This is a genomic window from Paenibacillus sp. FSL H8-0034, assembly GCF_038000305.1.
Taxonomy (GTDB): Bacteria; Bacillota; Bacilli; order Paenibacillales; family NBRC-103111; genus Paenibacillus_S.
In genome coordinates, this window is record NZ_JBBOBS010000001.1 from 7,636,201 (window position 1) to 7,661,472 (window position 25,272).

Genomic DNA, 25,272 nt, shown 5'->3' on the forward strand with positions numbered 1-25,272 from the left:
ACGAGATGGCTCTGATCCATTTGTTCAATGCGGGCAGCCAATGCTATAATGCTAAAAAAGCGCTTCATGGGAGGGATCATCCATGTTCATTTTCAAGCTGCTGGTCATCCTGACGCTCGGTTACTGGATTGTGATGCTTGGTGATACGCTATGGGCACGCAAGCTGATGCGGCAGCTGCCTGCAAGCCCCAAGCCGGGAGGCTCCGCTTCCACGGAATCCTTTGCATCCGCAGGCCTGGCGCAGCCACGCGGTACTACAGCGAAAGAGCTCCCACTCGTATCTGTCATCATAGCTGCCAAGGAAGAAGAGGCCTCGATCACCGAGACCGTTAAGCATCTGCTTAATCAAACGTATCCAAGATTCGAAATTATAGCGGTTAATGACCGTTCACAGGACGGTACAGGCCACAAGCTGGAGGAGCTGCGTAAATGGTCACAAGGTAAACGACAGGTAGAGGTACCGTTGACCATCATCCATGTTACAACACTCCCCGCTGGCTGGCTTGGCAAAAACCACGCGCTGTACCAAGGTTTCCTGCAGGCGCGCGGACAAGTTATTTTATTTACTGATGCGGATGTGCTATTTCAGCCGCACGCTCTTGCCGACGCGGTGCACTATATGAAGGAAACCGAAGCCGACCATCTGACATTAACACCCAAGATCGTCGTCAACAGCTTTTGGCTGAGTGCGTTCGTGCAATATTTCTTCTTTGCCTTAGCTTTATATATCCGACCTTGGCGCGCCAACATTGACAGTCAGCACAAGCATGGAATGGGCGTCGGTGCTTTCAATATGATTACCCGGCAGGCGTATGATAGGATCGGCACCCACCAGGCGTTCGCCTTTCGCCCTGACGATGATTTGCAGCTGGGCATGCGGGTTAAGCAAGCAGGTCTGCGCCAGCGATTGGCCTCAGGCCGGACGCAGTTAGCGGTGGAATGGTACAAAAGTCTGCATGAGGCTGTGCAAGGCCTGGAGAAAAATATTTTTTCCGGTTTTCAATATCGTCTGCTGCCTGCTGCCGCCGGCGTGATTGGACAATTGCTGTTGTTTTTCTTCCCCTTTGTCGCGATCTTCGTGCTGGACGGCTGGGTGTTCTGGAGTTATGTACTCTCTATTGTACTGATGTTATCCGTATACAGCCTGCTGATTCAATCGTTGATTGGCAAGATCGGCAAGGAACTGCTCGTGTTCCCTGCTACCGTATGTTTGCTCAGCTATATCGTCATACGTTCCGTATGGCTAACGCTGCGGCAGGGCGGTATTCATTGGCGGGGCACCTTTTATGTGCTGGAGCAATTAAAAAAAATGAAGCGTTGAGCCGCTTCACGCATCGAGATCGGCCTTCACTTCACAAAATTTTAACACTACAAGCAATTATGATATTATAAAATATAAACAGAGGCGTATACGTTAGTCATCAGCTACTGTTACTACGCTAACTCATCATAAAGGAGAGAACTAATTATGACGACACTTTCCCACCGACGCTTCACTTATGCCACTGGAGCTACACTCCTCACGTTCGTTCTCATCATTACCTATCAATGTATTCAATCCCTGTAATGTTAAACAAATAACTGGAGATGAACCGTCGATACCTGCAGTCTGGACGATTCATCTTCCCATCATAGTGGAGCTGCTCTGGCTTCATCTTCAAGGATACGGTGCAGCTGCCGTATCCTTTTTACTTGGTTCAGCCGTATAGGTTCGCGAACCAGGCTCTTGGATATTCGGAACATTAATGGTACATTTAATGACAGCATATCGACGATATAATGAAAGAGGGCACATGCTTTGACTTCAATGGACAATAAACAGGCAGCAAGCCTGATTGAGAAATGGATTCCCTATTATGAGATGGACGAGCCTGTGGCCTGGGAGCGGGATGAATACCCTTCAGTGAAAAACGCCTGCAAATCGATGCGATTGGCCATTCAGGTGCTCAGAGGCAAGCCTGCTGCAGGAGATGCACAGCTTAAAGAAGCTGCCAAGCAGCTGGAGCAGTTTCTGGAGGAGCACTATCTGGATGACCCCGATGAATGGGAAAAAGAAAACGTCGCTTTTGTCCAGCAGGTGCAAGAAGCGATTCAGCATACGATCGTGTTCCTTAAGAAATAGGGACCCGCGGCGAGCCTGCCTGTAATGTAACCATACGCGCCTCAGTATTAAAAGTCTGGTGAATAAGTCCCGCTGCGCGACCGAAGTATTCTTCCGATTGCTGTTGTTTCCAGATTTATTTTATAAGACATTTAGCGGTAAAATTCCGGAAACAAAGGCACCGCTCCGCTATCTACAGAACACCACGGTCGCTCCGCTCTTTATTCACCAGACTTCTAAAAGACAGTGCTGACCTAAGCAGTCGTTGCACCTGCTGCTCACCGATCATCGATCTGGCTTATCTTATTCGTACTCGTTCTTATCACTTATTCGAATGCAGCCTGTTGAGACTTCCTCAGCGGGCCTTCTTGTTATTCCCGGCTTAAGAAATTGTTAAGATATACCCTGCCATTTAATTAAGAACTACCCCTTATAATGAGGCTATACACAGGATAGTCAGGAGGAGGAAGCCCATATCGCAGCTCCCAAAACCATACTTATTGTCGACGATGAGAAGGAAATTATCGATCTGCTGGAAATTTATTTAAAAAACGAAGGCTATCTGCTGCTGCGCGCATCCGATGGAGAAGCCGCACTGCATATTTTGCAAAAAGAAGAGGTGGATTTGATCGTGCTCGACATTATGATGCCCCGAATGAACGGGATAGAGGCTTGTCTCAAAATTCGTGAACAGCAAAACATGCCCATTATTATGCTCTCTGCCAAAGGAGAGGATATGGACAAAATTATCGGACTCAGCAGCGGTGCGGACGACTATTTGGCTAAACCTTTCAACCCACTGGAGCTGATCGCCCGAATCAAATCACAGCTGCGTCGCTATACCCGGCTCAATATCCCTCTTGTAAACAAAGAGCATGAAATCGAGGTCGATGAGCTGCTTATCAACACACAGACTCACGAAGTGAAGCTGGATGGACGGAGCATTAAGCTGACACCACGTGAATTTGCCATATTGGAGCTGCTCGCCCGCCATCGCGGCATCGTGTGGAGTATCGAAAAAATTTATGAAGCGGTCTGGCAGGAAGCCTATTTTGATTCCGACAACACGGTCATGGTCCATATCCGCAAAATTCGCGAGAAAATGGAAGCCAATCCGCGCAAGCCCAAATATATTAAAACCATCTGGGGGGTTGGCTACAAAGTTGAGTAAATATTCGGATATTCAGCCTCAGTCTCGTTTGAACCGCTTTCCCTTTACCTGGTTCCCGTTTAATCTGCTGCGCGGCTTGATCCTGTTCGCTATGGACCTGTTTCGTATGCTGAGTGGACAAGTCGGTCGCAGCCTGCGTCTCCAGCTGATGGTCACCTTTGCCTTCTGTCTGGCTGTTTCGCTGATCTTCTACTCCTTAAGCTCTGCCATATTCGGCGGCATCAAGCAGGAGCCTGTGATTGACTATGAATCCGGAGTGCAGCGTATCGATAATGCTGCCGAGAATATGGCTCACATATTAAGCGATGACTACCACCACTACAATGAGACCGAGAAACAAAGTCCCGAAGCACAAGCCCTGATTGAAAAGCAGCGTGAACAGGAATTTACGGAGCAGGTACAGCGCGAAAGCTCCAATAATCGTTATAAAATTATGGTTACCGACCTGTCTGGTACAGTCATATATAAAAGCCCGAATACGGCTGAAACCAGCATCGATATTCATAAAACGATCCGCAGCTCGATGGACACTCGCAGACAGCAAAATCTGACGCGGCGGCAGGAGGCTTCCAGCCTGTATCCGGTCACTTATAAGACGAAACCCGCCTATCTGTATGTGAGTGGTATTCCCGAGCCAAATATCAGCTACAAGCGCGGAGAAAGTCCTTTTCCCATGTTTGGTTCGTTTATCCTGTTTATCGTGCTCTTCTATTTTGTGACCCAGAAAAAAATGCGTTATATCGAGGAGCTTGCCGGAGGGCTCATTACGATTGCAACGGGCAATCTGAACTCCCGGGTGCCGGAGCGAAGTGACGATGAGCTCGGCTCGCTCGCCAAAAATATGAACCTGATGGCTGAGAAGCTGCAGCTGAAAATCGAAGAGGAGCGCCGGGCTGAGCGTTTGAAAAACGAGCTTGTGACCAACGTCTCTCATGACCTGCGCACACCGCTTACGCTTATTATTGGTTATCTCCGCCTGTTAAATGATCGAAATTATGAGACGGAGCAGCAAGCTCGGACTTACCTCAGCATCGCTTACAATAAATCGGAGAAGCTCAATTCACTTATTAACGATCTATTTATGTACACAAAGCTGACCCATCAGGATATTCCGTTAAATAAAGAAGGCATCGCGCTCAATGATCTGCTGGAGCAGCTGCTGGAGGAATTCGTGACACCAGCCGAGGAGCAGCAGGTTATCCTCTCGCGCCATATTCCCAAGGAAAAATTATTCGTCAGCATTGATGTCGATCAAATGATCCGTGTATTCGAAAATCTGCTGGGCAACGCGCTGAAGTATAGTCCCAAGCCCGGGGTCATCACGGTCTCTATGATCAAGGAGCAGCGCTACGGCATCGTTCGGATTGGCAACAAAGCCGACGAACTGAGCGAGCAGGAGCTGGAGCAGCTATTTGAACGATTTTTCAGGGTCGATGCCTCGCGTTCCTCGGATACAGGGGGTTCCGGTTTGGGACTGGCTATAGCCAAAAGTATCGTTGAAGCGCATGAAGGTTCCATCGGTGTCGAGCAACAGGACGGTGAGCTTGTATTTTATATTCGACTAAAGCTGGCTTGAAGGCTGGGCCGTTAAGCGTTCTAAAAGTAAATAAAAAAGCAGGGTCCCTTTTACATGGCCTCTGCTTTTACTATATCCGGTGTACATATTTCTTATTTCATCGGGTTATGGAGTTTAAATTGTACAGCACCATACGTAGACACAACCAGATCACTGCGTCTGGCATCTACGGTATAATCCGCGGCTGTAGCGATCAACCCTGCTTGAATGGCTGCAGCTACATAACCTTTGGCCCAATCCGATACTTTTCCATTAACCGCTTCTGTACCTGACTCCAGTTTAAATGCACGGACTAACACTGCTGCCAATTGCTCAACCGTTATATTATCCCCAGGAGCAAATTGCCCTTCAGCAACTCCATCGAAAAATCCAGCCTTTGTTGCCGCTCCAATATAACCTGAAGCCCACTCATAACCTGCCAAGTCTTGATATACTGAAGCACCCTGCTCATCCTCTTTTAAATTCCATACCAAACCGATGATTTTTGCAAATTGCGCCCGATTGGTCAGAGCTTCCAGATCTGCGCCTTTTTCAGTACCTTCAAAAATCCCCATGCCTTTCAGAATCTCATACTTTTCCAGAGGCGTTTTCTCATCTGCCGCAAATGAAATAGAAGTAAGCACGGTAAAGAACAATGCCATAACAACCATGAATGATAACGTTTTTTTCATTAAAGCTCCCCCTACATGCTAATAAATAGTTTCGTAGGTATTTAAACAGATTGGAACGTCTTCAATCATTGTGCAGTATTCTTTTTTATTCTACCTGCTTCAATGCTCATTCACCTGTCCGGCCCTCATATGTAGATTTACTGATCGTATTCTTGTCACTATTCACAGGCGGCTTCGGACTTACGGTTGTACCGCTCGCTGGCTTGCTGCTTTGTGGACTTGGGCTGGTACCACCACTGCCAGTTTTTCCTGTGCCTGTTCCTGTTCCTGTATTCGTACCTGTACCCTTCCCTGATCCCACTGCTCCCTGCGTACCGGTTCGATCTTCATTCGTTCTACTAGGTAATGTCGCACCAGCTCCTGTACTTGTTCCCACGCCCGCACTTTCAGTGTTCTTCCCAAAATCGATAGGTGACTCCGAATCCACATCCGGCTCCGGCATTACGCCTCCATTCAGCTGCAGCTGCAGCGCGTAACGTGCCTTATTAAGCATCTCGTCTGACACTACGATATACGGACTGATCCATTCTCCATCCAAGGGAATGTACTCTACCTTTTCAGGTGAAATATCATAATAAGTGCTTAATAAATCACGGAGCTGCGAAGCTGGCACATCCGTTCGAATGTGATCACCCAGCGTGCCAATAATAGAACCCAGCTTGGTGACGCCATCCACACTTTTTAAAGAAGTGAGCAGCTCGTTCAGCACCTGCTGTTGACGTTGATTCCGCTCCAGATCGCTTGATTCCTCTGTATTGCGGTTGGACTTGCGGTATCTGACAAAGTCGAGCACCTGCTTGCCATTCAGCAAAGCCGTCCCTTTTTTCAAATTAATATCGGTTCCATCCTCATCATCCACATAGCGCATATTCATATCGACGTCGATCGTCAATCCACCCATCAAATCAACTACCTTACGGAAGCCGTCAAAATCAACCGTTACCGCATAATCGATCGGAATACCCAACAAGTCACTGAAGATTTGCTTCGTATTGGCAAACGCTGTTTCCTTGTCCTTCAGCATAAAATGAGGATAGTAGTAGTTCGCTTTACGGGCTTCCAGACCCTCCGGGTCCAACTGAAGATCGCGCGGCAGCGATACGAGGGTCGCCGACTTTTTATCCGGATTCAACGTGACCACCATGATCACATCCGAATTCAGGCTGGCGGATTCAGGTCGGTAGTCAATTCCCATCAGCAGCAGGGTAAGCGGCTTGACCTTGGCTGACTCCTTGATTGGCACAACGACAGGAACGGGTGCGCTCATTTTATCTAATGCTTTTTCCGCCTGACTATAAATTGAATACGTATATAGGCCCGTAACACCCGCTAGCAAAATCACACACAGACAAGCAATCATCCATATTTTCTTTTTCATATGTAAGCTCCGTTCCAATCAGTATACCGGATATCATCATATACATCCTTAAACATATATACCCTTAATTACTGAAAAAGGTTGCATTTAAATACCGTTTTGTTCATTTTTATTTGGTTAGCCATTGAAAACCCCAAGCAGCATTCCGCCGCCAATCGACAAAATCACCATGCACCATGATGGCAGCTTCCAGAATAGCAGAGCTCCGAACAGAGCAAGTACCATCACAAAGTCACCAGATGTTCGCACTGTACTCACCCATACCGGATCGTAGAGCGCAGCGAGCAATATTCCGACAACAGCCGCATTAATAGCGGTTAGCGCACCTCGGCTCTGAGGCTGTTTGCGCAGCTTGTTCCAGAAGGGCAAAGCCCCCAGCACCAGCAAAAAGGCGGGAAGGAAAATGGCTATCGTCGCAACAACCGCACCGGGCCAGCCATGGATCATAAAGCCCAAATAGGAGGCGAACGTAAACAAAGGACCTGGGACTGCTTGCGCTGCTCCATAACCCGCCAGAAACTGTTCCTTACTCAACCAGCCCGTAGGCATTATCTCCTGCTCCAGCAATGGCAGCACCACATGACCGCCTCCAAAGACAAGTGCACCTGTACGGTAAAAGCTATCGAACATCGCCACCCATATGTTTGGCGTCAAACTTCGCAGCATGGGGAGCAGCAATAACAAAGCGACGAATGCAATCAACGAGCCGATAGCAAGCCTCCGGTACGCAGGAGTTGCAGCCTGCACTGGCTTTTCCATTACCGGGCTGCTCTGCTTGTAGATCCTAAGACCAAGTACACCTGCCGCTATAATGACAATTAGCTGGGTATAGGTTGATGGAAAAAGCAGTGCTATTGCAGTTGTCAGTATGGCTATCGTTGCCCTTCCGCGGTCCGGCGCCAGACTTTTGCCCATTCCCCATACGGCCTGCGCCACAATGGCTACAGCCGCCAGCTTAAGTCCATGGAGCCAGCCTGTACTCGACGCATCCCAGCCCTGAGACCAATAGGCAAAGAGAGCGAGCACCACTGCTGAGGGCAGTGTAAACCCGACCCATGCCATAATAGCCCCTACGACCCCGCCGCGCATAAAGCCAATCCCGATGCCAACCTTGCTGCTCGCCGGGCCAGGAAGAAATTGACATAGAGCGACCAAATCGGCATAGCTCTCCTCATCAATCCACTGCTTGCGTTTCACGTATTTCTCATGAAAATAACCAAGATGCGCCGCGGGGCCTCCGAACGAGGTTAACCCTAATTGAAAAGAGACTGCCAATATATGAAGCCATGACACGCGTTTCATCTTTACACTCCACCCGACAACTTTTTTGATTCCAGCTTAACATAAAAAAGAAGCTGTACTCTGGTCTTTTTCGACTCAAGCACAGCCCTTAATGTTAAAGTTGTGTTAATATAACCGGGCCTTCACTCGTAATCGCAATCGTATGTTCGTACTGGGCAGATAGACCGCCATCCAACGTTCTCGCAGTCCATCCATCTAGATCTGTCTTCGATTGGTATGCAAACTCATTAATCATCGGTTCAATCGTAATGACCATGCCTTCCGTAAAGCGAATCCCTTTGCCTTGATGTCCGTAATGCGGAACCTGAGGTTCTTCATGCATGGATTGCCCGATTCCGTGACCGACGAAATCACGCACGACCGAGAAGCCCTCGGCTTCTGCATAGGATTGGATGGCATATCCCACATCACCCATACGGTTGCCGATTCTTGCTTGCTCAATACCTCGCATCAAGCTTTCCTTGGTTACTTTCAGCAGCTTATCCGCTGTTGCGGATACATTGCCAACCTTGTAGCTCCATGCCGAATCAGCTAGCCATCCATCAAGATTAACGACCATATCGATGGTGACGATATCGCCATCACGGAGTGGTTCTTTCTTGGGAAATCCGTGGCAGATGACATCATTAACGGATGCGCAGGTAGCGTACTCGTAACCGTGAAAGCCTTTTTGCTCAGGTGTGGCACCATTCTCCTCAAGGAACTTCTCGACAAACTGATCGATTTCCCAAGATGTCACCCCCGGCTTGATTCGTTTGGCTATCTCCTGATGGCAGCGTGCTAGTATAATTCCGGCTTCTCTCATCTTAGCTATTTCCTGCTTGCTTTTTATTATTATCATAGCTTCACCTCATCAAGTACAATTCTCGGTGCCCTCTTGTGAGCGGCACCTTTAGGCATAAAACATCTTCCATACGTATGCAGCAAGTAGTCATAATGTTAACATATAATTTAGGCCGCGACAAAGATTGTCAAACAGCCCAAGATCATCGCCAAATCGACGGTGTTCTCGGGCTGTTACATAATGAGATGGGGCTAGCTGAGAATTAACCGCCATCCTCTCTGATCAGATTGACTCGTTCAATCCTCTTTTTCTACGCGGATTAACGCATCTGCTTGGGCTGCTCAGAATTCCCAAGGACAACATCCAGACTTTGCTCGGCTTGCGTCAGCTGCTCCTGAACCTGCTTAAGCACCTGCTGGTTAGGCTCAATTTCCTGCATATGAATCTGGCTTTGCGCCTGCTGTACAGTACGCATTGCCGTCTCCAGCTGATCGATAGAGCTAGCCAGCTTCTGCGGATTGGAATCAATCTGTGCGTGGCGTACCGCCATTTCTGCATCCTTGGCAACCTGAATTGCCTTCTCCGCATTGTCGATTACATGCCGCAGGGGCATCTGATGCTGATTGACTTCAGTCATTATGGGCACATCCTTTCGGTGGTTACTTCTCCCATAAGATGCGCCAAAATCGTTGTATTCATTCCTTGGCTTTTGTCAGCATTGGATTCCCTGCACTTACTTCAGATCCAGGGTAGCCCGATACAGCCCCTGATCCCAGCCAACCTTCGCTCCCAGCGTTTCCCCGACAAAGCGAAGCGGAATATATATATGTCCGTCCACAATAGTCGGCGCCTGATCGAGCTGAATAGATTTGCCATTCACTGTCGCTTCAGGTACATCCGGCCGGAGCACGAGCTCGATGGAGCCACGTTTGGACGTCAGTACCCGTTCTTGCTCATTCCAATGAAAGTCGGCACCAATCCGTTCAAAAATACCGCGAAACGGGACCATCGTCACATCTTCCTTAATGAAGCCACGAAATTCATTCACGAAGCTTCCGTTCACGGCCACCTGAACCTGTGGGTCCTCATAACGCTTCACGATCAGAGCATTACTCAGCAATCTACCAGGTGTACGCTTCATAGCCCCTTCGACATATAAGCCAGAGCTGGCGCCGCCATCCATGTTCATTGCCTCTCTTAAACCGAGCTGGACAAGTGCCTGTGCCATATCTGCTACCGTCGCCGCGGAGAGTGTCCCCATCACCAGATGGCCATTCCCGTCAACACCGACAAAGCTGCGGGTATTGGCTGTACTCGTAATTCTTGGATCATCGAAGCCATCTCTCGCGTAATCGATATCAACCTGCCCATCGGTCACGAGCTTTGGTCCCACACCCATAGCCGTGTCCCACGATTGTGGCAAGCTTTCCGTGACTCCGCTGTTCCCATCCACGATGAGCGCTTCGACCTCCACCTCGTCACCCTCATGAAGATGCGGCAGCAGGTTACTGTCATTATTGCTGGAATGCCCTACGAAGATCACATAACCCTGCTCAGGTACGTCGGCTGCTTGCTCGGTCATCTTCGTAATCCGCCCGTTTTCGATGATAACCTTCATCCCGCCTGTCCGGTCAATCCGCTCGGCAAAATGACGGGTATATGCGACCACCTGATCCAGATCTTCATCACCATAATAAGTGTTCGTTCCCCACGGCGATACGGTGTATACACTTTTGTTATGCTTGACTTTGAATGTAAGAGCGGTCTCCAGTCGATGAATCAACGCTGACTTATCTGTGCGGATACCAAGCGATACATTGTCACCCGACCGTACAAAGCTGCCGGATTCCACAAGTAAGCCATTCGGATGCCTTAAACTCTCGTCCTGCTCATACGCATCGAAAAAGGTTCCGTTAATGGCCACCACAGCGCCACTGTGATCGATCATGGCTGCAAAGCTTTCCACATGACCAATCCCCTCTGCCGCTGTTACCGGCATCACGCGAAGATGCGGGTCTGACAGATCGATTGTCGTCCATTGTATCGTAAAGCTTTTACCGTTTGCCTGAACAACGGTTGATTGCAGCGGTAAAGAACCGCTAGCAGCGGCTGTTGGATCTGGCGCTATCCAGCCCAGCATAAGAACAATGATCGCTGCCGCGGCAGCTTGCTTGCCCCAGAGCTTCTTCATATGATCAGCTCCGTTCGCCCGCCGTTTGGATACGCTCATAGATGACATAATCGTGCTCGTACACATTTTTTTCATCTGTGACTCCGGCTTCTCTGGCGACTTCCTGCCACTCGGCCTCATTGATCTCGGGAAAGTACGTATCGACCTCAAAGCGATGCGCAATTTCTGTAATATACATTCGGTCCACATGCGGCATGAACAGCTTGAATACCTCTACACCGCCGATAACGAACAGCTCCTTGCCTTCCCAGCTGCCGCCATGTCCAAAGCGCTCCAACGCTTCTTCGACCGAGTGGACAATATCACAGCCCTCTGCGGTGTAGTCCTCGTCTCTGGTCATAATCACGTTGTGCCGCTTGGGTAAAGGCTTACTGCCAATCGATTCGAACGTTTTGCGTCCCATTAGAATCGTATGCTCCAGAGTCGTTCTTTTGAAATAAGCAAAATCCGCCGGTAAATACCATGGCATCCGGTTATCCTTGCCAAAACCTCTTGCTTCATCCATTGCGAAAATATAGGATATGGTCATGATGATCCCCCTTGTTCGATTGGCAGCTAAGCTTAAACTGCGATAATGGCCTTGATCCCCGGATGTGCCTGATAGCTGACAAATTCAAAATCCTCAAACGTATAGTCGAAGATCGAATCAGGTTTTCTTTTGATATGAAGAGTTGGCAGCGGGAACGGCTCTCGAGTCAGCTGCAGCTCAACCTGCTCCAAATGGTTCAAGTAAATATGCGTATCGCCGCCCGTCCAGATTAAATCCCCGACTTCCAGATCACACTGCTGCGCAATCATATGGGTTAGCAGTGCGTACGACGCCAAATTAAAGGGGAGTCCCAAAAACGTGTCGATCGATCTCATCTGAAACATGCACGACAGCTTGCCGTTCGCAACATAAAACTGAAAAGCATAATGGCAGGGCGGCAAAGCCATACCATCGACTTCTGCAGGATTCCATGCGCTCACCAAATGTCTACGCGAATCCGGATTGCTTTTAATTTGCCCAATCACATTCGTAATCTGATCCACGACTTGTCCATTCGGACCAAGCCATGTTCTCCACTGAGCACCATAGACCCGACCGAGATTTCCTTCTTCGTCAGCCCATTCGTCCCATATCCTCACACCATTGTCACGTAAATACTTGATATTCGTATTGCCGCTTAAAAACCACAACAGTTCATGAACAATGGATTTGATATGAAGCTTCTTTGTCGTTAAGAGCGGGAAGCCTTCTTGAAGATTAATTCGCATCTGTCTTCCAAAAACGGAAATCGTCCCTGTACCCGTACGATCCCCCTTCTGTGCACCGTTATCTAAAACATCCCTAAGAAGATCTAAATAAGCTTTCATGATTCACCTCGTATGATTGATTGCTTGCACCTTAATACTTCCTCTTATTATATTCATTATTTCTAAAATTGAAAATCCAACCCTGATTAATAAAGAAAAGGAGCTTCCCTGTGCAAGTACTTCTACTCAGGAATAGCCCCATGATAGGTTGGTTATTGGGTAAATTTACTATCGATTAAATTGGCCGTTTCCAGCATCCGCTGAATAATTGCCGCCGTTTCCGCTCTTGTCATTTCGTTTTTCGGCATTAATCCGGTTTCGGAGCCTCTGACTAATTGACCCTTCACGGCTGCAGCAACCGCTCGCTTGGACCATTCGCCAATCGCTGCATTGTCCGCAAATCTGGATAGTATGGTTTCCGTCTCTGCAGCACTTACGCTATCTTCAAGTCCAACGAGCCTCATTGCGCGAGCGATCATAGTCAGTGCTTCTTCACGTGTGATTGTTTTTGTCGGACCGAATGTCCCATCTGCATATCCTTCGATGATTCCGTACTCATGCGCTTTGGTTACCGCACCCACATACCAATCTGTGGACAATAGATCCGTAAAAGCAGTGATTTTTCCGTTTTCGGGTAAACCGAGTGCCCGTATGATAATTGCCGCAAACTCGGCGCGGGAAATGGCTGCATCCGGTCTATAATGGATTCCATCTATTCCACTCACGATCAGGCTCGATGCCAAGTTGTTCACTGCCTCTTTCGCCCAATGTCCTTCGAGGTCCGTAAACGTCATCGGATGCCAAATAAGCGAATAGGTACTATTGGTCAGGCTGCTAATAACCGCAACACGGTTCCCGTCGCGAGCCCCAACACGTGTTGGCACGTGACGGAGCGTTCCGTCTGCTTCCAATACAACGGCAGTTGAGATTTCTCTTGCACTCATATGATCCGGCAGTGGAATTTCCCGCTCCACATAGGAACTAAACGTGCCCACTTCGATCGATTTACCGTTATACAAGGCCGTGACCATAAAGTCGATAGGTGGAACAACAACGGTAAATCGCCCTTGATTTGCCGCGTTATTGATGAGTCGGACCTTGTCGTCATCGCTCCTGGCTATGTCCACATGGATCTCAATATCAGCTAGCGATATTTGCTCTCCCAACTGCTTTGATAATTGATCGATTTGGATTTCCCTTGCCGGCAGCTTATAATTCCCATTGGGCGTTTGGACTTCCAGCAGAGCCTGCTTCTTCTCCAAAGCTTTCACCAGGTCCCCGGTTAGTACTGCAGCAACCTTGTCGACTATTTGTGTCACTGAAATAACGACTACAGGCTGTTCTCCCTCTTTGTCAAGCTGCGCTTTCAATTTATCCGAATCCACTTTAACAGTCATTACGGTTTGCCCATTTTCCTTTGTGATGGAGAATTTCGCCATCCGGTCCTGAAGCTGCCCACTCACAGTCACCCCCAAACCCGTTTGCGTTTCCTGCATGCTCTGCTCCATTCCATCAGATGGGGTGCTGGATGGACTATCGGACGAATCGTCTGATGATCCACCGTCGGACGAGTCTCCTGGCGGACTTCCAGCCGATGAACTCGCCCGAAATACCGTCACCGTGTACTTTATTGTCGTGCTATCCTGCGCGGTTACAACCAGTTCGATCCGGTTGCTGCCCACGCTCATGGGTAACGGATGACTTGCCTGTCCACTTGTCAGGCTAACCTTATCAAGTACAAGCGCATTGGTGTTGTCGTACACATTCGCCGTCACACTGGCATGACTTTCGTAAACCGCCGCGGCCACAGTAACCGACGACATGTTATTCGTCAAACTCGCTGTATATTCCGTCGTGCCTCTTGTTAGCACCGGACTGACTGCTATCTGATTTGTACCTGCATATATATTCAAAGCGATTAAAGTCGCATCACTGCTCGGTGTCGTTGTGTCCGGTCCTACCTCTGTAGTAAAGCTCCAAGCTGCTGCATCGTCAACACCTGCAAAGTGATTACCCGTTAGGTCATTGAACGCACCTTCGTCGATTTGCACGTAATATGCGGTATTATAAGATAAATTCGCTGCTGGATGGACTGTAACCGTATCCCCCGATACGTTAACCTTCGATGTATCGGTTGCTGCAATCGTCTCAACGAGACTATTGTCCAGCACCTTCTTGATCATGATGTTTCTGCCAGCAACCGCCGTTACGTTCTCGCTGAAGGCCAATACGAAACTCGTATCAACCCTCACCCCAACTGTATGATTATTGGGTGCATAGTTAGTTACGGTGGGTGCGGTCGTATCCGCTGCTTCCGACCACATAGCGTAAAGTATGACATTGGATGTACCCATGCCAAATGTCGCATTAGCAGCATAACCCATTCCGCTTCCATCCGCTTGTGTGTTCCACCCTGCGAAGGTGTATCCCGGTCTGCTCAGGTTCCCCGTGTTGCCATATACGACAACCGTCACTCCCTGCTCATAAGCTTTGCTGTCAGTCGGTACGCTTCCTTCTGTTCCACCGTTGGCACTATAGGTTACGGTGTAGGTGTTAATCGGAATGGCCGTCCACTGCGCATATAGCGTAACATTGGATGTGCCCATGCCGAATGTCGCGTCAGCTGCATAACCTGTTCCACTTCCATCCGCACGTGTGTTCCACCCTGCGAAGATGTATCCCGGTCTGCTCAGGTTCCCCGTGTTGCCATATACGGTAACCGTCACTCCCTGCGCATAAGCTTTGCTGTCAGTCGGTACGTTTCCTCCTGTGCCGCCGTTGGCGCTATAGGTCACGGTGTAGGTTGAATTTGTAGTGACCGTCTGCATCGTATAGGCGCTCTTATAACCTACGAGATCTTTGACAATGATGTTGAAGTAGTAGGTCGTGCCCGGCTGTAATCCCGTTACATCCAATCTTCCTATATCCTCAGTATAGGTGCCTAGTGCCGTTCCTTTTCTTTCCATATCGTTTACCGTTTGGATATTGCTGCTCATAGAGCGGTATACCAAATATTGTAGAGCATTCTGCTCACTCATGTTATCCTCTGCTTTCGTCCAACTCAAAGCAGCACTCGTGGTAGTCAAGGAGGATGCAGTGATCACTCCACTGCTCAAGGTTGGAGCTGTTGCATCCATCACTGCCTTACTAAGTACGGGTGACAAACGATTCGTCGATGTATTGTCTCCCAATTGGCCACTGGCGTTATAGCCCCACGACCAGACTGTACCGTCACTTTTCATCGCGTAGCTGTGAAATCCGCCTCCGGCAATTGCCTTTATCTTGCTTAGACCAGGTACCTTCACGGGTGAATTACGTTGGGTTGTCGTCCCATCTCCCAGTTGTCCATAGTTATTATACCCCCAGGTCCACACGCTTCCGTCGGTTGTTATGGCAAGACTATGATAACCACCTCCGGCAATGGTCGTTACGTTGTTAAGACCTGCTATTTGCACTGGAATCGTTCGATTCGTTCTCGTCCCATCGCCTAATGCACTATAACTATTCTGTCCCCAAGCCCAAACATTTCCATCAGCATCGAGTGCGAGGCTATGATTACCTCCTGCTGCGATGGCCGTCACATGACTGAGACCAGATACCTGTACAGGCGAAATCTGCTGCGCGGTCGAGCCTATTCCCAATTGGCCATTATCATTCAATCCCCACGTCCAAACCGTACCGTCATCTTTAAGTGCAAGACTGAAATATCCTCCTGCAGCGACGGCTGTTACATGGTTTATACCGTTGACCTGCACAGGACTTGTCCGTTGGCTTGTCGTCCCATCACCAAGTTCGCCATTATCATTCTTCCCCCAGGCCCATACATGGCCATCTTCATCCAGAGCAAGAGTATGATAAGCGACGCCTCCAGAGACCGCCTTAATATGACTTAAACCCGTTACCTGGACCGGAATAATTCGATCTGTTGTCGTGCCGTCTCCCAGCTGACCATTTCCATTTGAACCCCAAGCCACCACACTCTCGTCATTTAACACCGCGAAGCTGCTTCGTACCCCTCCAGTAATTGTCTTGACGCCGCTTAAGATTGTTGCTTTCCTTGGAACGGCACGACTTACAGTCTCCCCGTTACCCAGTTGTCCGATGTCGCCCCTTCCCCACGACCATACTGTCCCATCACTAATCAGCCCTACACTGTGGTAATATCCTGCTGCTATTTGCGGAACGACCGTACCATCTGCATGCGCCACATTCCCTGGGAACCATGAAAACCCGCCCAGAATGAGTATCCAGCAAAGTAAGAACTTCCCTAATTGCTTCATTTTTCTCTCCTCCATATGTCTGCATCCAATCGCCAGCCTATGAATTCCAACTTGGCCCAGGTTCGTGTCTGTTCATTCTCCGAAAAACCTTACACCACAGACCATGTTAGCAAATAGAAATGATTCCTACTATTAACTAAAGTTAACTCTCGATGCTTTTTCCTCTCCTCACCTATAACGATCCCTCCCAGCTTCCTCATTCTCTGGAAACAAAAAAACGATCGAACCCAGGGATACTGCCTGGATCTCGATCGGTGATTTGTCATCCTATTCGTTAGCGTTAACGGTCAAAAACACGAATCCATTTAAATCGGTTGACCTTGACAATGGCCACAAAGCATTTCAGTATCTGATCGCACTTCAGGAACATAAACGTCACCACTGGAGACAGATTAAATACAAAAGCACAAAGTGCCGAAGCCGGAAGCACAACCAGCCACATGAAAATAAAGTCATTATACAGCACGAATTTGGTGTCTCCGCCACTTCTCACAATACCCGTCAAGGATGGCATCTGATAGGCGGTTCCAATTACGGTGATCGACAGCACTGTCATAAATTGCAGAGCAAGCGCTTTGGCATCATAGGAAATCGCATACAAATTAATCACATAATCCTTGGTCACAAACAAGATGAGGCCCGTACCCAAACCGATAATAACATACAGGATTTGCAAGGTTTTGCTGTAAGCTTTCACTTTATCCAGCTGCCCTTCGCCGATTGTCTTGCCGATCAGTATGGCTGAAGCGCTGGCCGAAGCAAAGATGACTACCGATATCAGCTGGAAAATGGTCGTAGCGATGCTGTTGGCTGCAATAGCCGGACCTCCCATATGTCCCAAAATAGCAGTTTGCATAGCCATCGCACCTGCCCATAATGCATTCGAGAGCAATATCGGCGAGCCGATTTTGATATATTGCTTGAATAAAACCGGGTCGATAGAAAAGAAGTCCTTCAGCTTCAATAAAATTTTGGTATCAATACGCTTGATATACACGCAAACGACTACAGTTTCAATAATTCGCGCAATTAATGTTGCGATCGCAGAGCCGCTCACTCCCAGAGCAGGAAATCCAAAATGGCCGTAGATCAACACATAATTCAAGCACACATTAATAATTAACGTAGATAACGACACCATTAATCCGATCTTGACCGTCTCTACACTCCTTAAGGAGCTAAGCAGAATATTCGTTATTGCGAAAAACACGTAGGAAAAGCAAATAATTTTGAGATATGCCATCCCTTCAGAAATAACACTCTGATCATTCGTAAAAAGCGACAAACAGCCCTCGGGAAAGAAAAAGACGATGGCCAGCATAATCAAGCTCAAAAGAATCGCAAGGCGCATTCCGATACTGATCACCTTTTTGATTGATCCTATATCCTTGGCACCCCAATAACGTGATGCCATAATCACCATGCCCTCGCCCGCTCCCATCACCAGCATCTGCAGCAGAAACTGAATCTGGTTGGCAAGCGCCACACCCGAAAGCGACGATTCACTGTAACCGCCCAGCATCAGGTTATCTGATAGGTTAACCCCCAGGGTGATGATGTTTTGTAATCCGATCATCAGCGTTAACAACACAAATCTTTTGTAAAAAAACGTTTCACGTACAAATAAACTCATTTCAGTTACCTTCTTTATTATTATATATATTTGATAATTGCTTAACGAGACTACCATACATTAGGTTAAAGAACAATAACGCGATTCATTTCATTTCCATTGATCATACTTAAAAAGGTTAAGCAGAAATAGCCCCTGCCCAACCTTTTGTCCTACTCTACAACATTTTCAATTCTTAAGCTGCTTCTTTCACCTTCACCCGGATACCTGAGCAGGATCGAGGTCAGTTCTTGCCCAGACGTTGAACCCAGCTATCCAGCTTATCTGCTTCCTCTCGGCTTAATGCACCACGCTGAAGCGTATCGAGGTTAGTCGCAACCCATTCGCTCTTACGCATGGATACGATCACGAGATCAACAAGCTCGCTATGCGCTGCCCAGCGAAGAAGAATATCGGCCGCCTTTAATTTTTCCTCACCGATCTCATCAAGTTTCCAGCCGCGAACAAATGGCGACATGGCAATCACCTCGAGCCCCATCGTTTTTGCTTTGCGGAATGTATCCTCAGCATCGCGACGGAATGCATTATAGGGAGCGAGCACACAAGAAATCGGAGAATCGCTTTTTACATATGCGAGGTTCTTCAATCGCAGCATACCCAACGCAGCCCGCTTGATTGTACCCTCTCCTATCCAACGACTTGCCAGCTCCAGCTCCATGTTCAGCTTCACTTCATCATCATGCGTATGAATGACTAGTGTATCGATATAATCAGTGCCGAGCTCCTCCAGCATGATATCGATATGATGTGCTTCGTAAGGCGTTGGACCCACCAGATCGTTCTCCTTGCCGAGCTGCTGAAAGAAATTCCAGGTTTGAATATGCGCTTCATTACGGCGTCCGAGCTGCTTCAATACTTTTCCAAGAGCGATACGCTCCTGATAATAGGTCGTATCTATAACATCAATACCATTATCAAGGCAAGCTGCAACGATGCTGCATTGCTCCTCAAAAGATGCCACAGGATCATTGCCCAATGCCTCGATAAATGAATGTCCGCCAAGCCCTAGCTTCGGTTTGTCGTTCATGCTCGTGCTCCTTTTCACATTCAGCTAGATAAAAAACATTTATTTAAACGCCAGCGCCCGCATCGGAGCACCGGAGCCCTGCTTTACTTTTAGCGGAGCAATAACTACAAAAGACTCTCCAATGATTTGCTCAAGCTTGGTCAGATTTTCAACAATATTGACGCCATTGCCTAAAAGTGTATAATGAGCTGGCGCATTCTGTGAAACCTTTCCATCAATGGCAATCGCATCACAACCGACAACCTTGATTCCACGATCCACCAGCAGTTGCGCAGCTTCACCGCTAATACCTGGCCACGCTTTACTAAACTGCAGACTAACCGTCCGTGGTACCCAATACTTATCCCAACCAAAGCGGAAAAACACAATATCCCCTGCCTGAATACGTTCATTGTCCTGTTCCCATTGTTCAATCTCCGCCGCCGACACCAGATCGTTTTCTGTATAATGAGAGAAATCGAGCGTCAGCGCTCTCCCGTAAAATTGCGTGACCGGCGTTTCATCCATATACTGATGAGCCGGATGACCTTCCTGAATAAAATGCGCGGTCGCATCCATATGCGTTCCGCAGTGTTCATTCATGATCAATTGGTAAGCTAGTGCAATACTTCCCGTCTCGAACGAATCCCACAGCGTGTGAAAGTAGCGTGAATGCGAGAGAACAACAGGCATATCCTCCTCATATGTATGGGACAGGTCAATCACCTGCATGGATGACAACAGCGTGGATAGCTGCTTCACTTTGGACATGGATGTACCTCCAATTCAATCTATTCTTTGTATCTTTTCTATGTATCCCACTTATTTTCTATATTATAGAAGATCATGAATTTAAGCGATACCCAAATCGAGCACTTCCGACTTTCGAGTGTATATTTTAAATCCGCACCTTGCAGCCCTCTTTCAAGCTGCGAATCGCGCCGTGCAGCATAGCCAGGCTTTTAATATTATCTGTGCACACCGTAGAAGGAATATGACCCTTGTTCAATGCGTCAAACATCTCATCCAGACATCCCGCATGCTGCTCCTGACCTGCCCATGTCAGCTCTGGTGTGATGCGTCTGTGTTTATTCTCGTGAACGATTTTCTCCGTCGGTATCACAACCTCCGCATAAGGCGCAGTATGTCCGTCCCAAATCACCGTACCCTTGGAGCCGACGACACGCCAGCTGGATTGCCATGAGGTTGGAGCTCCTTCCGCACTGTAGCACCCACGATACGAATAGCAGGACCCGTCCTCATACTCGAAGGTGCAGATCGCTGCCGCAGCACCAGCGAACCAGGAACCGACAGGATTAAACGTTGTACAGTGAACAGCTACCGGATCTTTACCTGTTATAAAACGCGACTGATCGAAGGTATGAATCGCCATATCGAGCAGCAGCGGATTGTCCATCGTTTCACGGTAGCCGCCATTGTGCAGCCCCAGAAAAAAATCCGAGGTCACGAAGCCAATTGTACCCACCGTACCGGATTGTACAAGATCGCGGAATGCCATCATTTCCTTTAGGTAACGCCGGTTTTGCATAATCGCGTAGGTCCGGCCTGAATCGGCCGCCGCCTTGACCATAATTGCGGCTTCTTCCATGGATGACGCCATTGGCTTCTCACCGAAAACAGTACAGCCTTCCTTGAAAGCAGCTGTTGTTATGGCACAATGCGCTTCGGGGATCGTAAGATCAAACACGAGATTAGCCTCATTTTTCCTTATTGCTTCCCGCACATCTGTATAAACAGGACATTCCAGCTTATACTTTGCTTTTGCCGCCTTGGCATGGTCCAGATGCATATCGACGAGTGCGACGATTGAGGAATCGTCTCGCTTCAACGCGTATGCAATCCAGGCCTTGGAAATATTGCCGCAGCCGACAACCACAATACGATGTTTCGACATCCTTTGTTCCTCCCCTTATTCAGAGCTTCCCACATCTATACTATTATAGAAGCAGGGCACCTGCAGATCGTCACAATATACAACCGTTTCCTCATAAAATCCGCTGTACGGGGGAATCGTTGCTACCGGTTAGAGGACAAAAAGAAATAGACGGCCCCATGATGGCAACCGTCTAGTATATAAGCTATTACATGATATGTCTGCTTAAATGTGACCTATCCCCTTACAGCAGCCGAATCGTGAAAATCCGGTCCAGCGGTGTTATTACATTCACATGAACATATTGACAGCCTGGTGGATGATCATCATTGCGAACATCGGGCAACCAGTGCTCGTAAGCACCCGATGAAATTTCAATTGCACTTCCTGCAGCCGTATACGTAAATGATCCGCTTTTCAGCATAAATCTTCCTTGGCCTCGATCTTCAATATCACTGCCCTCGATGCTACCTTCCTCTCCAAGAATAAAGGTTAGCTGCATCATCACATCCTCTCGCTCATCGGAGCGAATATGGATTTTCCACTCCGCAGCACCTTGTGTGATGTCTACCGTTAAGGTCTGATGCTGCATATGCGTGACCGGTCGCTGTTGATGCGGCAGTAAATACCAGGGACTCAGCTGCTCACGATTTGGAAGATCGGGTAATAGAGACTTCGGTATCGGTCCGTAGTAGCCCTTTTCCAAGGTTTGGCTTAATTTGTAAGCGTCTGCCGTCTCACTTAGCTCGTCAAACTTGACGACTCCAGGCGAAAATGAGGTAGACAGCTTGACGCCAAGCAATCGCGCTTTTCCATGACGAAGTGAAAAGAAAGCCGGAGCTTTCGCCATCATCGTCACACTATCTTCAAGCTCCCTGATCCGGATAACCGGAGCACCGAACGCCATATGCATGCTGCTGTGCTCGAGCTGCACATCATTTCCTGCCGCCTTTGCCATATTCAAATGTTCACGTAAGGGATGAGACGCATTAAGGATTTTTTTATAAGATACCGGTAATTCCGCTCTAGCCAGCCCTTCCAGCTCGGATGGAAATAACAGAACACCTGTCATTGGATGGTTATTGACGCCTTCTTTGTATCTGGTCATTAGCGATGCCGCGTAATCGGACATAGCCGCAAAAAGCGGATCACGGTCATAAGCTGCCATCAAACGGTATATTAAGAAATAATTGGACATATCGTACACTTGGCCCAGATCCTGCCGACCGGAATATTCCGTGACCACTTCGCCGGATGGATGAATCAAATAAACCATCATACGCAAATTTCGCCGTACGTATGCTAATAGGTCTGGACGGTTCAAGACGCGGGCAGTATGATACAGCGAAATATCGCTCACGACATTGTAAATACCGTTACTGCGCTCGGTCCATTCCCCACCCTCCGTAATATCCATGCCTTCTGCCAACCATTCTTCCGCACGAGCGATTAACTCAGGTATTGTGAATATTTCGTACAGTTGGGCAAGCGCCGCTGTTATCACCCAACGATGATTAGGTGTATGACAGCCCCCGGTGAGCAGCGCTGGCATGGTTCGCTCCAGAAATAGCTGTATGGGTGTTAACGCGGCCAGCGCCTCAGGCCATTCCTGCTTATGCAGGAGACGATAAATCTGGGTAACCCCGCCCACGACAAATGCTGTATCCGGCGGTGAATTAAAGTTCGTGGAGCCGAGGCTTATGGTGCCGTCGGCATGCTGACGGTTCAGCATAAATACGGCAGCTCGGCTGAGCGCGCGAAGCAGCCCCGCATCACGGAAATACTGTGAGCCCGGATTGACAAGCGCTGCAGTCCATGCTGCCATCACCGCAGGGGTACCGAGATGGTTAGCCTTTGGAATACCGCTACTTAGATCCATGATCCCGCCATAATATTTGGAATTTGCATCGGTAACCTGCATGTTAAGCGAAATTCCCGTCCAATCATCATTCAATTGAAAAAGCTTCGTCACTATAGGATCCATATCAATTAACCCTTTGGGTAAGAGCTGCAATTTTGTGAGTGATGAGATTATGGCTTTCATGGATTTCGTCAGGCTGACATACCGCCTTGAGTTCATAGACCTTCACTTGTGCCAGATTGATCACTTCCAGGAAGTGGTCAAAGAAATGCAGATCCTTGCTGTGCACATACGGGCAATAGTGATCGGACAGCTCCAGCGTTTCATGGATATGGACACCGTAGATATAGCGCTTAACCTCTTGCAAATCCTGAAGATTATCGTACAAACCCATCCGGTCCATCATCATCGCGTGTCCAATATCATACCATAGGGAAACCGGGCTTCCCTTGAGATTATCGCATATCGTTTTGGCTTCCAGCAATGTTGGCATTTGATAACAACGGGCACGCGTTTCGATACCAATAGCCACATTCCATCCTCGCATGGCGGCATGGTTGCTCACTTCCTCCAAGCTGTCTTGAATCCGTCTCGAATAGTGTGCGCTCATGCGTTCGCGTTGGTCGAGCATTTCATTCCACAGCTTTTGGTATTCAGGTGAATCCTTACCATAATCCCGATACAGCTTTTTTAATTCCGAATCGATGTTATAGGCAAAAGGTACTTCTCCCGGATGCACCACGACAGCTTTTGCACCATAACGAACCGCATATTCCATAGAACGAATCAGCAGCTCTACAGAGCGTTTTCGCTTGACTTCATCATCGTATCCAAGCAGCACAGAATCCGTATCGTAATCTTTGTCATTAATAAATGGAAAGACGTTATGGACGCTGGAAATGCCGATCTCCGCTCTTTCAATCATCGGCTCTATCGTGGCCAGCAGCTCTTCAGTTACGTTGTAATTAAGCTCCACATTTTGGAAGCCAAGCTCCTTGATCTCCTCAATCATTTCTCTGCCTACCGTATGTCTCTTAATATTCCAGCACGTAGAAAAAGAATATTCCCCTTTATTCAGCATTCGATGACCTCCACTAGTTTTTTACTCAGTAAGGTGACTGAGCGGACATACAGTACCCGATCGAGCAGATATGATGGAAGCTTCCATTAAACGGGTCAAATCCAGCGCAATTTGTATATTGTCCGTTGCTGTCGTACCCTCCCGAATATGCATTATCCATTGTTCGAATGCGGAAGGGGTCTCAGACGGCATATCTGTTACTTCCTGCCACCCGCTGCCCGCATCTCCCTCAAACCTTGAGCCTCGAACGAACAGCTTATTGTCGCTTCTTGAATACGTTATGCTTCCTTCGGTTCCTTGCACCTCGACGACAAATTGAGAATAACTATTAACAAATCCGGCTTCAACAATCGCGAGTGTTCCATTTGGATATTGTAGGATGGATACCGCATGATCCTCCACCTCTTTTCCAGTGATGTACCCGAAGCTTGCGCTAACGCCTGACGGGACACCCAGGAACCAACGGGCCAAATACATCGGATGGCAGCCAAGGTCGATTAAGGCCCCACCGCCGGACTGCTCCAGATTGAAAAAATGCGCAGGCAGTGATCCATTGGGAGCTTGTTCGGTTGGCAGCGCACCGTTATGAGCAAGACGCATCCGTATAGAAGTAATGGTCCCTATCGAACCCTCCTGGATGATCGCTTGAATCTTCTGCGCAAAAGCCATGTTCAACCGAGGCAGGGAAACCATAAGCTTAACATCGGCGGCATCTACGGCAGCCACAATTTCGTGGCATTCCTTTATAGTCGCAGCCAACACTTTTTCCGTGAAAATATGCTTGCCTGCCTGTGCTGCGGCTAGGATCACCTCACGGTGCATAGTCGTCGGGGTAACCACAATAGCAGCATCAATATGAGGCTGAGCCAGTAGCTCATGCAGATTTTCATAAAAGGTAACGCCCAGTTCCTCAGCCTTGTTCCTGCCCCTCGAATGAACCTCATCCCAGACAGCTACGATTTCCGCATCCGGGTGTTCAACAGCTTGACGCACATAATCCTTGGCATGTACGTGCCAGAAGCTTAACATTGCTAATTTCAGCATACC

21 protein-coding genes are annotated in these 25,272 nt (G+C 48.3%); 5 read left to right on the forward strand and 16 right to left on the reverse strand.

The genetic code is table 11. From position 1 onward, the window contains the following. Positions 1-82: 82 nt before the first annotated feature. From NST47_RS34120 to NST47_RS34140, 5 genes are all read left to right on the forward strand, one after another. Entirely contained in the window at positions 83-1,321 is a 1,239-nt protein-coding gene (locus NST47_RS34120; RefSeq protein ID WP_341159093.1) for a glycosyltransferase, read from the forward strand. Positions 1,322-1,499: 178 nt separating this feature from the next. Next, positions 1,500-1,709, forward strand: a complete 210-nt coding sequence (locus NST47_RS34125) for a hypothetical protein (protein WP_341159094.1) — start codon at positions 1,500-1,502, stop codon at positions 1,707-1,709. A gap of 98 nt (positions 1,710-1,807) precedes the next feature. After that, the gene (locus NST47_RS34130) at positions 1,808-2,122 is read left to right on the forward strand and encodes a hypothetical protein (protein ID WP_341159095.1); all 315 of its coding nucleotides are present in this window, start codon (positions 1,808-1,810) and stop codon (positions 2,120-2,122) included. A gap of 454 nt (positions 2,123-2,576) precedes the next feature. Then, on the forward strand, positions 2,577-3,272 hold the full coding sequence (locus NST47_RS34135) for a response regulator transcription factor (protein WP_341159815.1): 696 nt from the start codon (positions 2,577-2,579) through the stop codon (positions 3,270-3,272). Continuing rightward, positions 3,265-4,848 (forward strand): sensor histidine kinase, encoded by a 1,584-nt coding sequence (locus NST47_RS34140; RefSeq protein ID WP_341159096.1) that lies wholly within the window; start codon positions 3,265-3,267, stop codon positions 4,846-4,848. Before NST47_RS34135 ends, NST47_RS34140 begins: the two co-directional genes overlap by 8 nt. A 92-nt stretch (positions 4,849-4,940) precedes the next feature. Here the strand turns inward: NST47_RS34140 and NST47_RS34145 are convergent, their stop codons facing one another. From NST47_RS34145 to NST47_RS34220, 16 genes are all read right to left on the reverse strand, one after another. After that, positions 4,941-5,519, reverse strand: coding sequence for an S-layer homology domain-containing protein (locus NST47_RS34145; protein WP_341159097.1), 579 nt, complete (start codon positions 5,517-5,519; stop codon positions 4,941-4,943). A gap of 106 nt (positions 5,520-5,625) precedes the next feature. Then, positions 5,626-6,897, reverse strand: a complete 1,272-nt coding sequence (locus NST47_RS34150) for an LCP family protein (RefSeq protein ID WP_341159098.1) — start codon at positions 6,895-6,897, stop codon at positions 5,626-5,628. Between the two features lie 117 nt (positions 6,898-7,014). Further along, positions 7,015-8,199: a chromate transporter gene (locus tag NST47_RS34155; protein WP_341159099.1), complete on the reverse strand. Its 1,185-nt coding sequence runs from the start codon at positions 8,197-8,199 to the stop codon at positions 7,015-7,017. 94 nt (positions 8,200-8,293) lie between these two features. After that, the gene (gene map, locus NST47_RS34160) at positions 8,294-9,040 is read right to left on the reverse strand and encodes a type I methionyl aminopeptidase (protein WP_341159100.1); all 747 of its coding nucleotides are present in this window, start codon (positions 9,038-9,040) and stop codon (positions 8,294-8,296) included. A 262-nt stretch (positions 9,041-9,302) separates the two neighbouring features. Continuing rightward, complete coding sequence (locus NST47_RS34165) at positions 9,303-9,620, reverse strand: hypothetical protein (protein WP_076229797.1); 318 nt, start codon at positions 9,618-9,620, stop codon at positions 9,303-9,305. Between the two features lie 96 nt (positions 9,621-9,716). Continuing rightward, complete coding sequence (locus NST47_RS34170; RefSeq protein ID WP_341159101.1) at positions 9,717-11,174, reverse strand: stalk domain-containing protein; 1,458 nt, start codon at positions 11,172-11,174, stop codon at positions 9,717-9,719. 4 nt (positions 11,175-11,178) lie between these two features. Next, the gene (locus NST47_RS34175) at positions 11,179-11,703 is read right to left on the reverse strand and encodes a dihydrofolate reductase (protein WP_341159102.1); all 525 of its coding nucleotides are present in this window, start codon (positions 11,701-11,703) and stop codon (positions 11,179-11,181) included. 32 nt (positions 11,704-11,735) lie between these two features. Next, positions 11,736-12,530: a thymidylate synthase gene (gene thyA / locus NST47_RS34180; RefSeq protein ID WP_262682285.1), complete on the reverse strand. Its 795-nt coding sequence runs from the start codon at positions 12,528-12,530 to the stop codon at positions 11,736-11,738. Between the two features lie 152 nt (positions 12,531-12,682). After that, positions 12,683-16,750 carry an RCC1 domain-containing protein gene (locus NST47_RS34185; RefSeq protein ID WP_341159103.1) on the reverse strand — a complete coding sequence of 1,356 codons (4,068 nt, stop codon included), beginning with the start codon at positions 16,748-16,750 and terminating at the stop codon, positions 12,683-12,685. A 280-nt stretch (positions 16,751-17,030) separates the two neighbouring features. Beyond that, positions 17,031-18,383 carry an MATE family efflux transporter gene (locus tag NST47_RS34190; protein ID WP_341159104.1) on the reverse strand — a complete coding sequence of 451 codons (1,353 nt, stop codon included), beginning with the start codon at positions 18,381-18,383 and terminating at the stop codon, positions 17,031-17,033. 223 nt (positions 18,384-18,606) lie between these two features. Then, positions 18,607-19,410, reverse strand: a complete 804-nt coding sequence (locus NST47_RS34195) for an aldo/keto reductase (RefSeq protein ID WP_341159105.1) — start codon at positions 19,408-19,410, stop codon at positions 18,607-18,609. A 39-nt stretch (positions 19,411-19,449) separates the two neighbouring features. Continuing rightward, positions 19,450-20,160: a cyclase family protein gene (locus NST47_RS34200; RefSeq protein WP_341159106.1), complete on the reverse strand. Its 711-nt coding sequence runs from the start codon at positions 20,158-20,160 to the stop codon at positions 19,450-19,452. Positions 20,161-20,287: 127 nt separating this feature from the next. Then, positions 20,288-21,304, reverse strand: coding sequence for a Gfo/Idh/MocA family protein (locus NST47_RS34205; protein ID WP_341159107.1), 1,017 nt, complete (start codon positions 21,302-21,304; stop codon positions 20,288-20,290). Positions 21,305-21,527: 223 nt separating this feature from the next. Further along, on the reverse strand, positions 21,528-23,267 hold the full coding sequence (locus NST47_RS34210; RefSeq protein ID WP_341159108.1) for a hypothetical protein: 1,740 nt from the start codon (positions 23,265-23,267) through the stop codon (positions 21,528-21,530). Between the two features lies 1 nt (position 23,268). Next, positions 23,269-24,225, reverse strand: coding sequence for a sugar phosphate isomerase/epimerase family protein (locus NST47_RS34215; protein ID WP_341159109.1), 957 nt, complete (start codon positions 24,223-24,225; stop codon positions 23,269-23,271). 21 nt (positions 24,226-24,246) lie between these two features. Then, a complete protein-coding gene (locus NST47_RS34220; RefSeq protein ID WP_341159110.1) occupies positions 24,247-25,269 on the reverse strand; it encodes a Gfo/Idh/MocA family protein in 1,023 nt (340 codons plus the stop codon). Between the last annotated feature and the right edge of the window lie 3 nt (positions 25,270-25,272).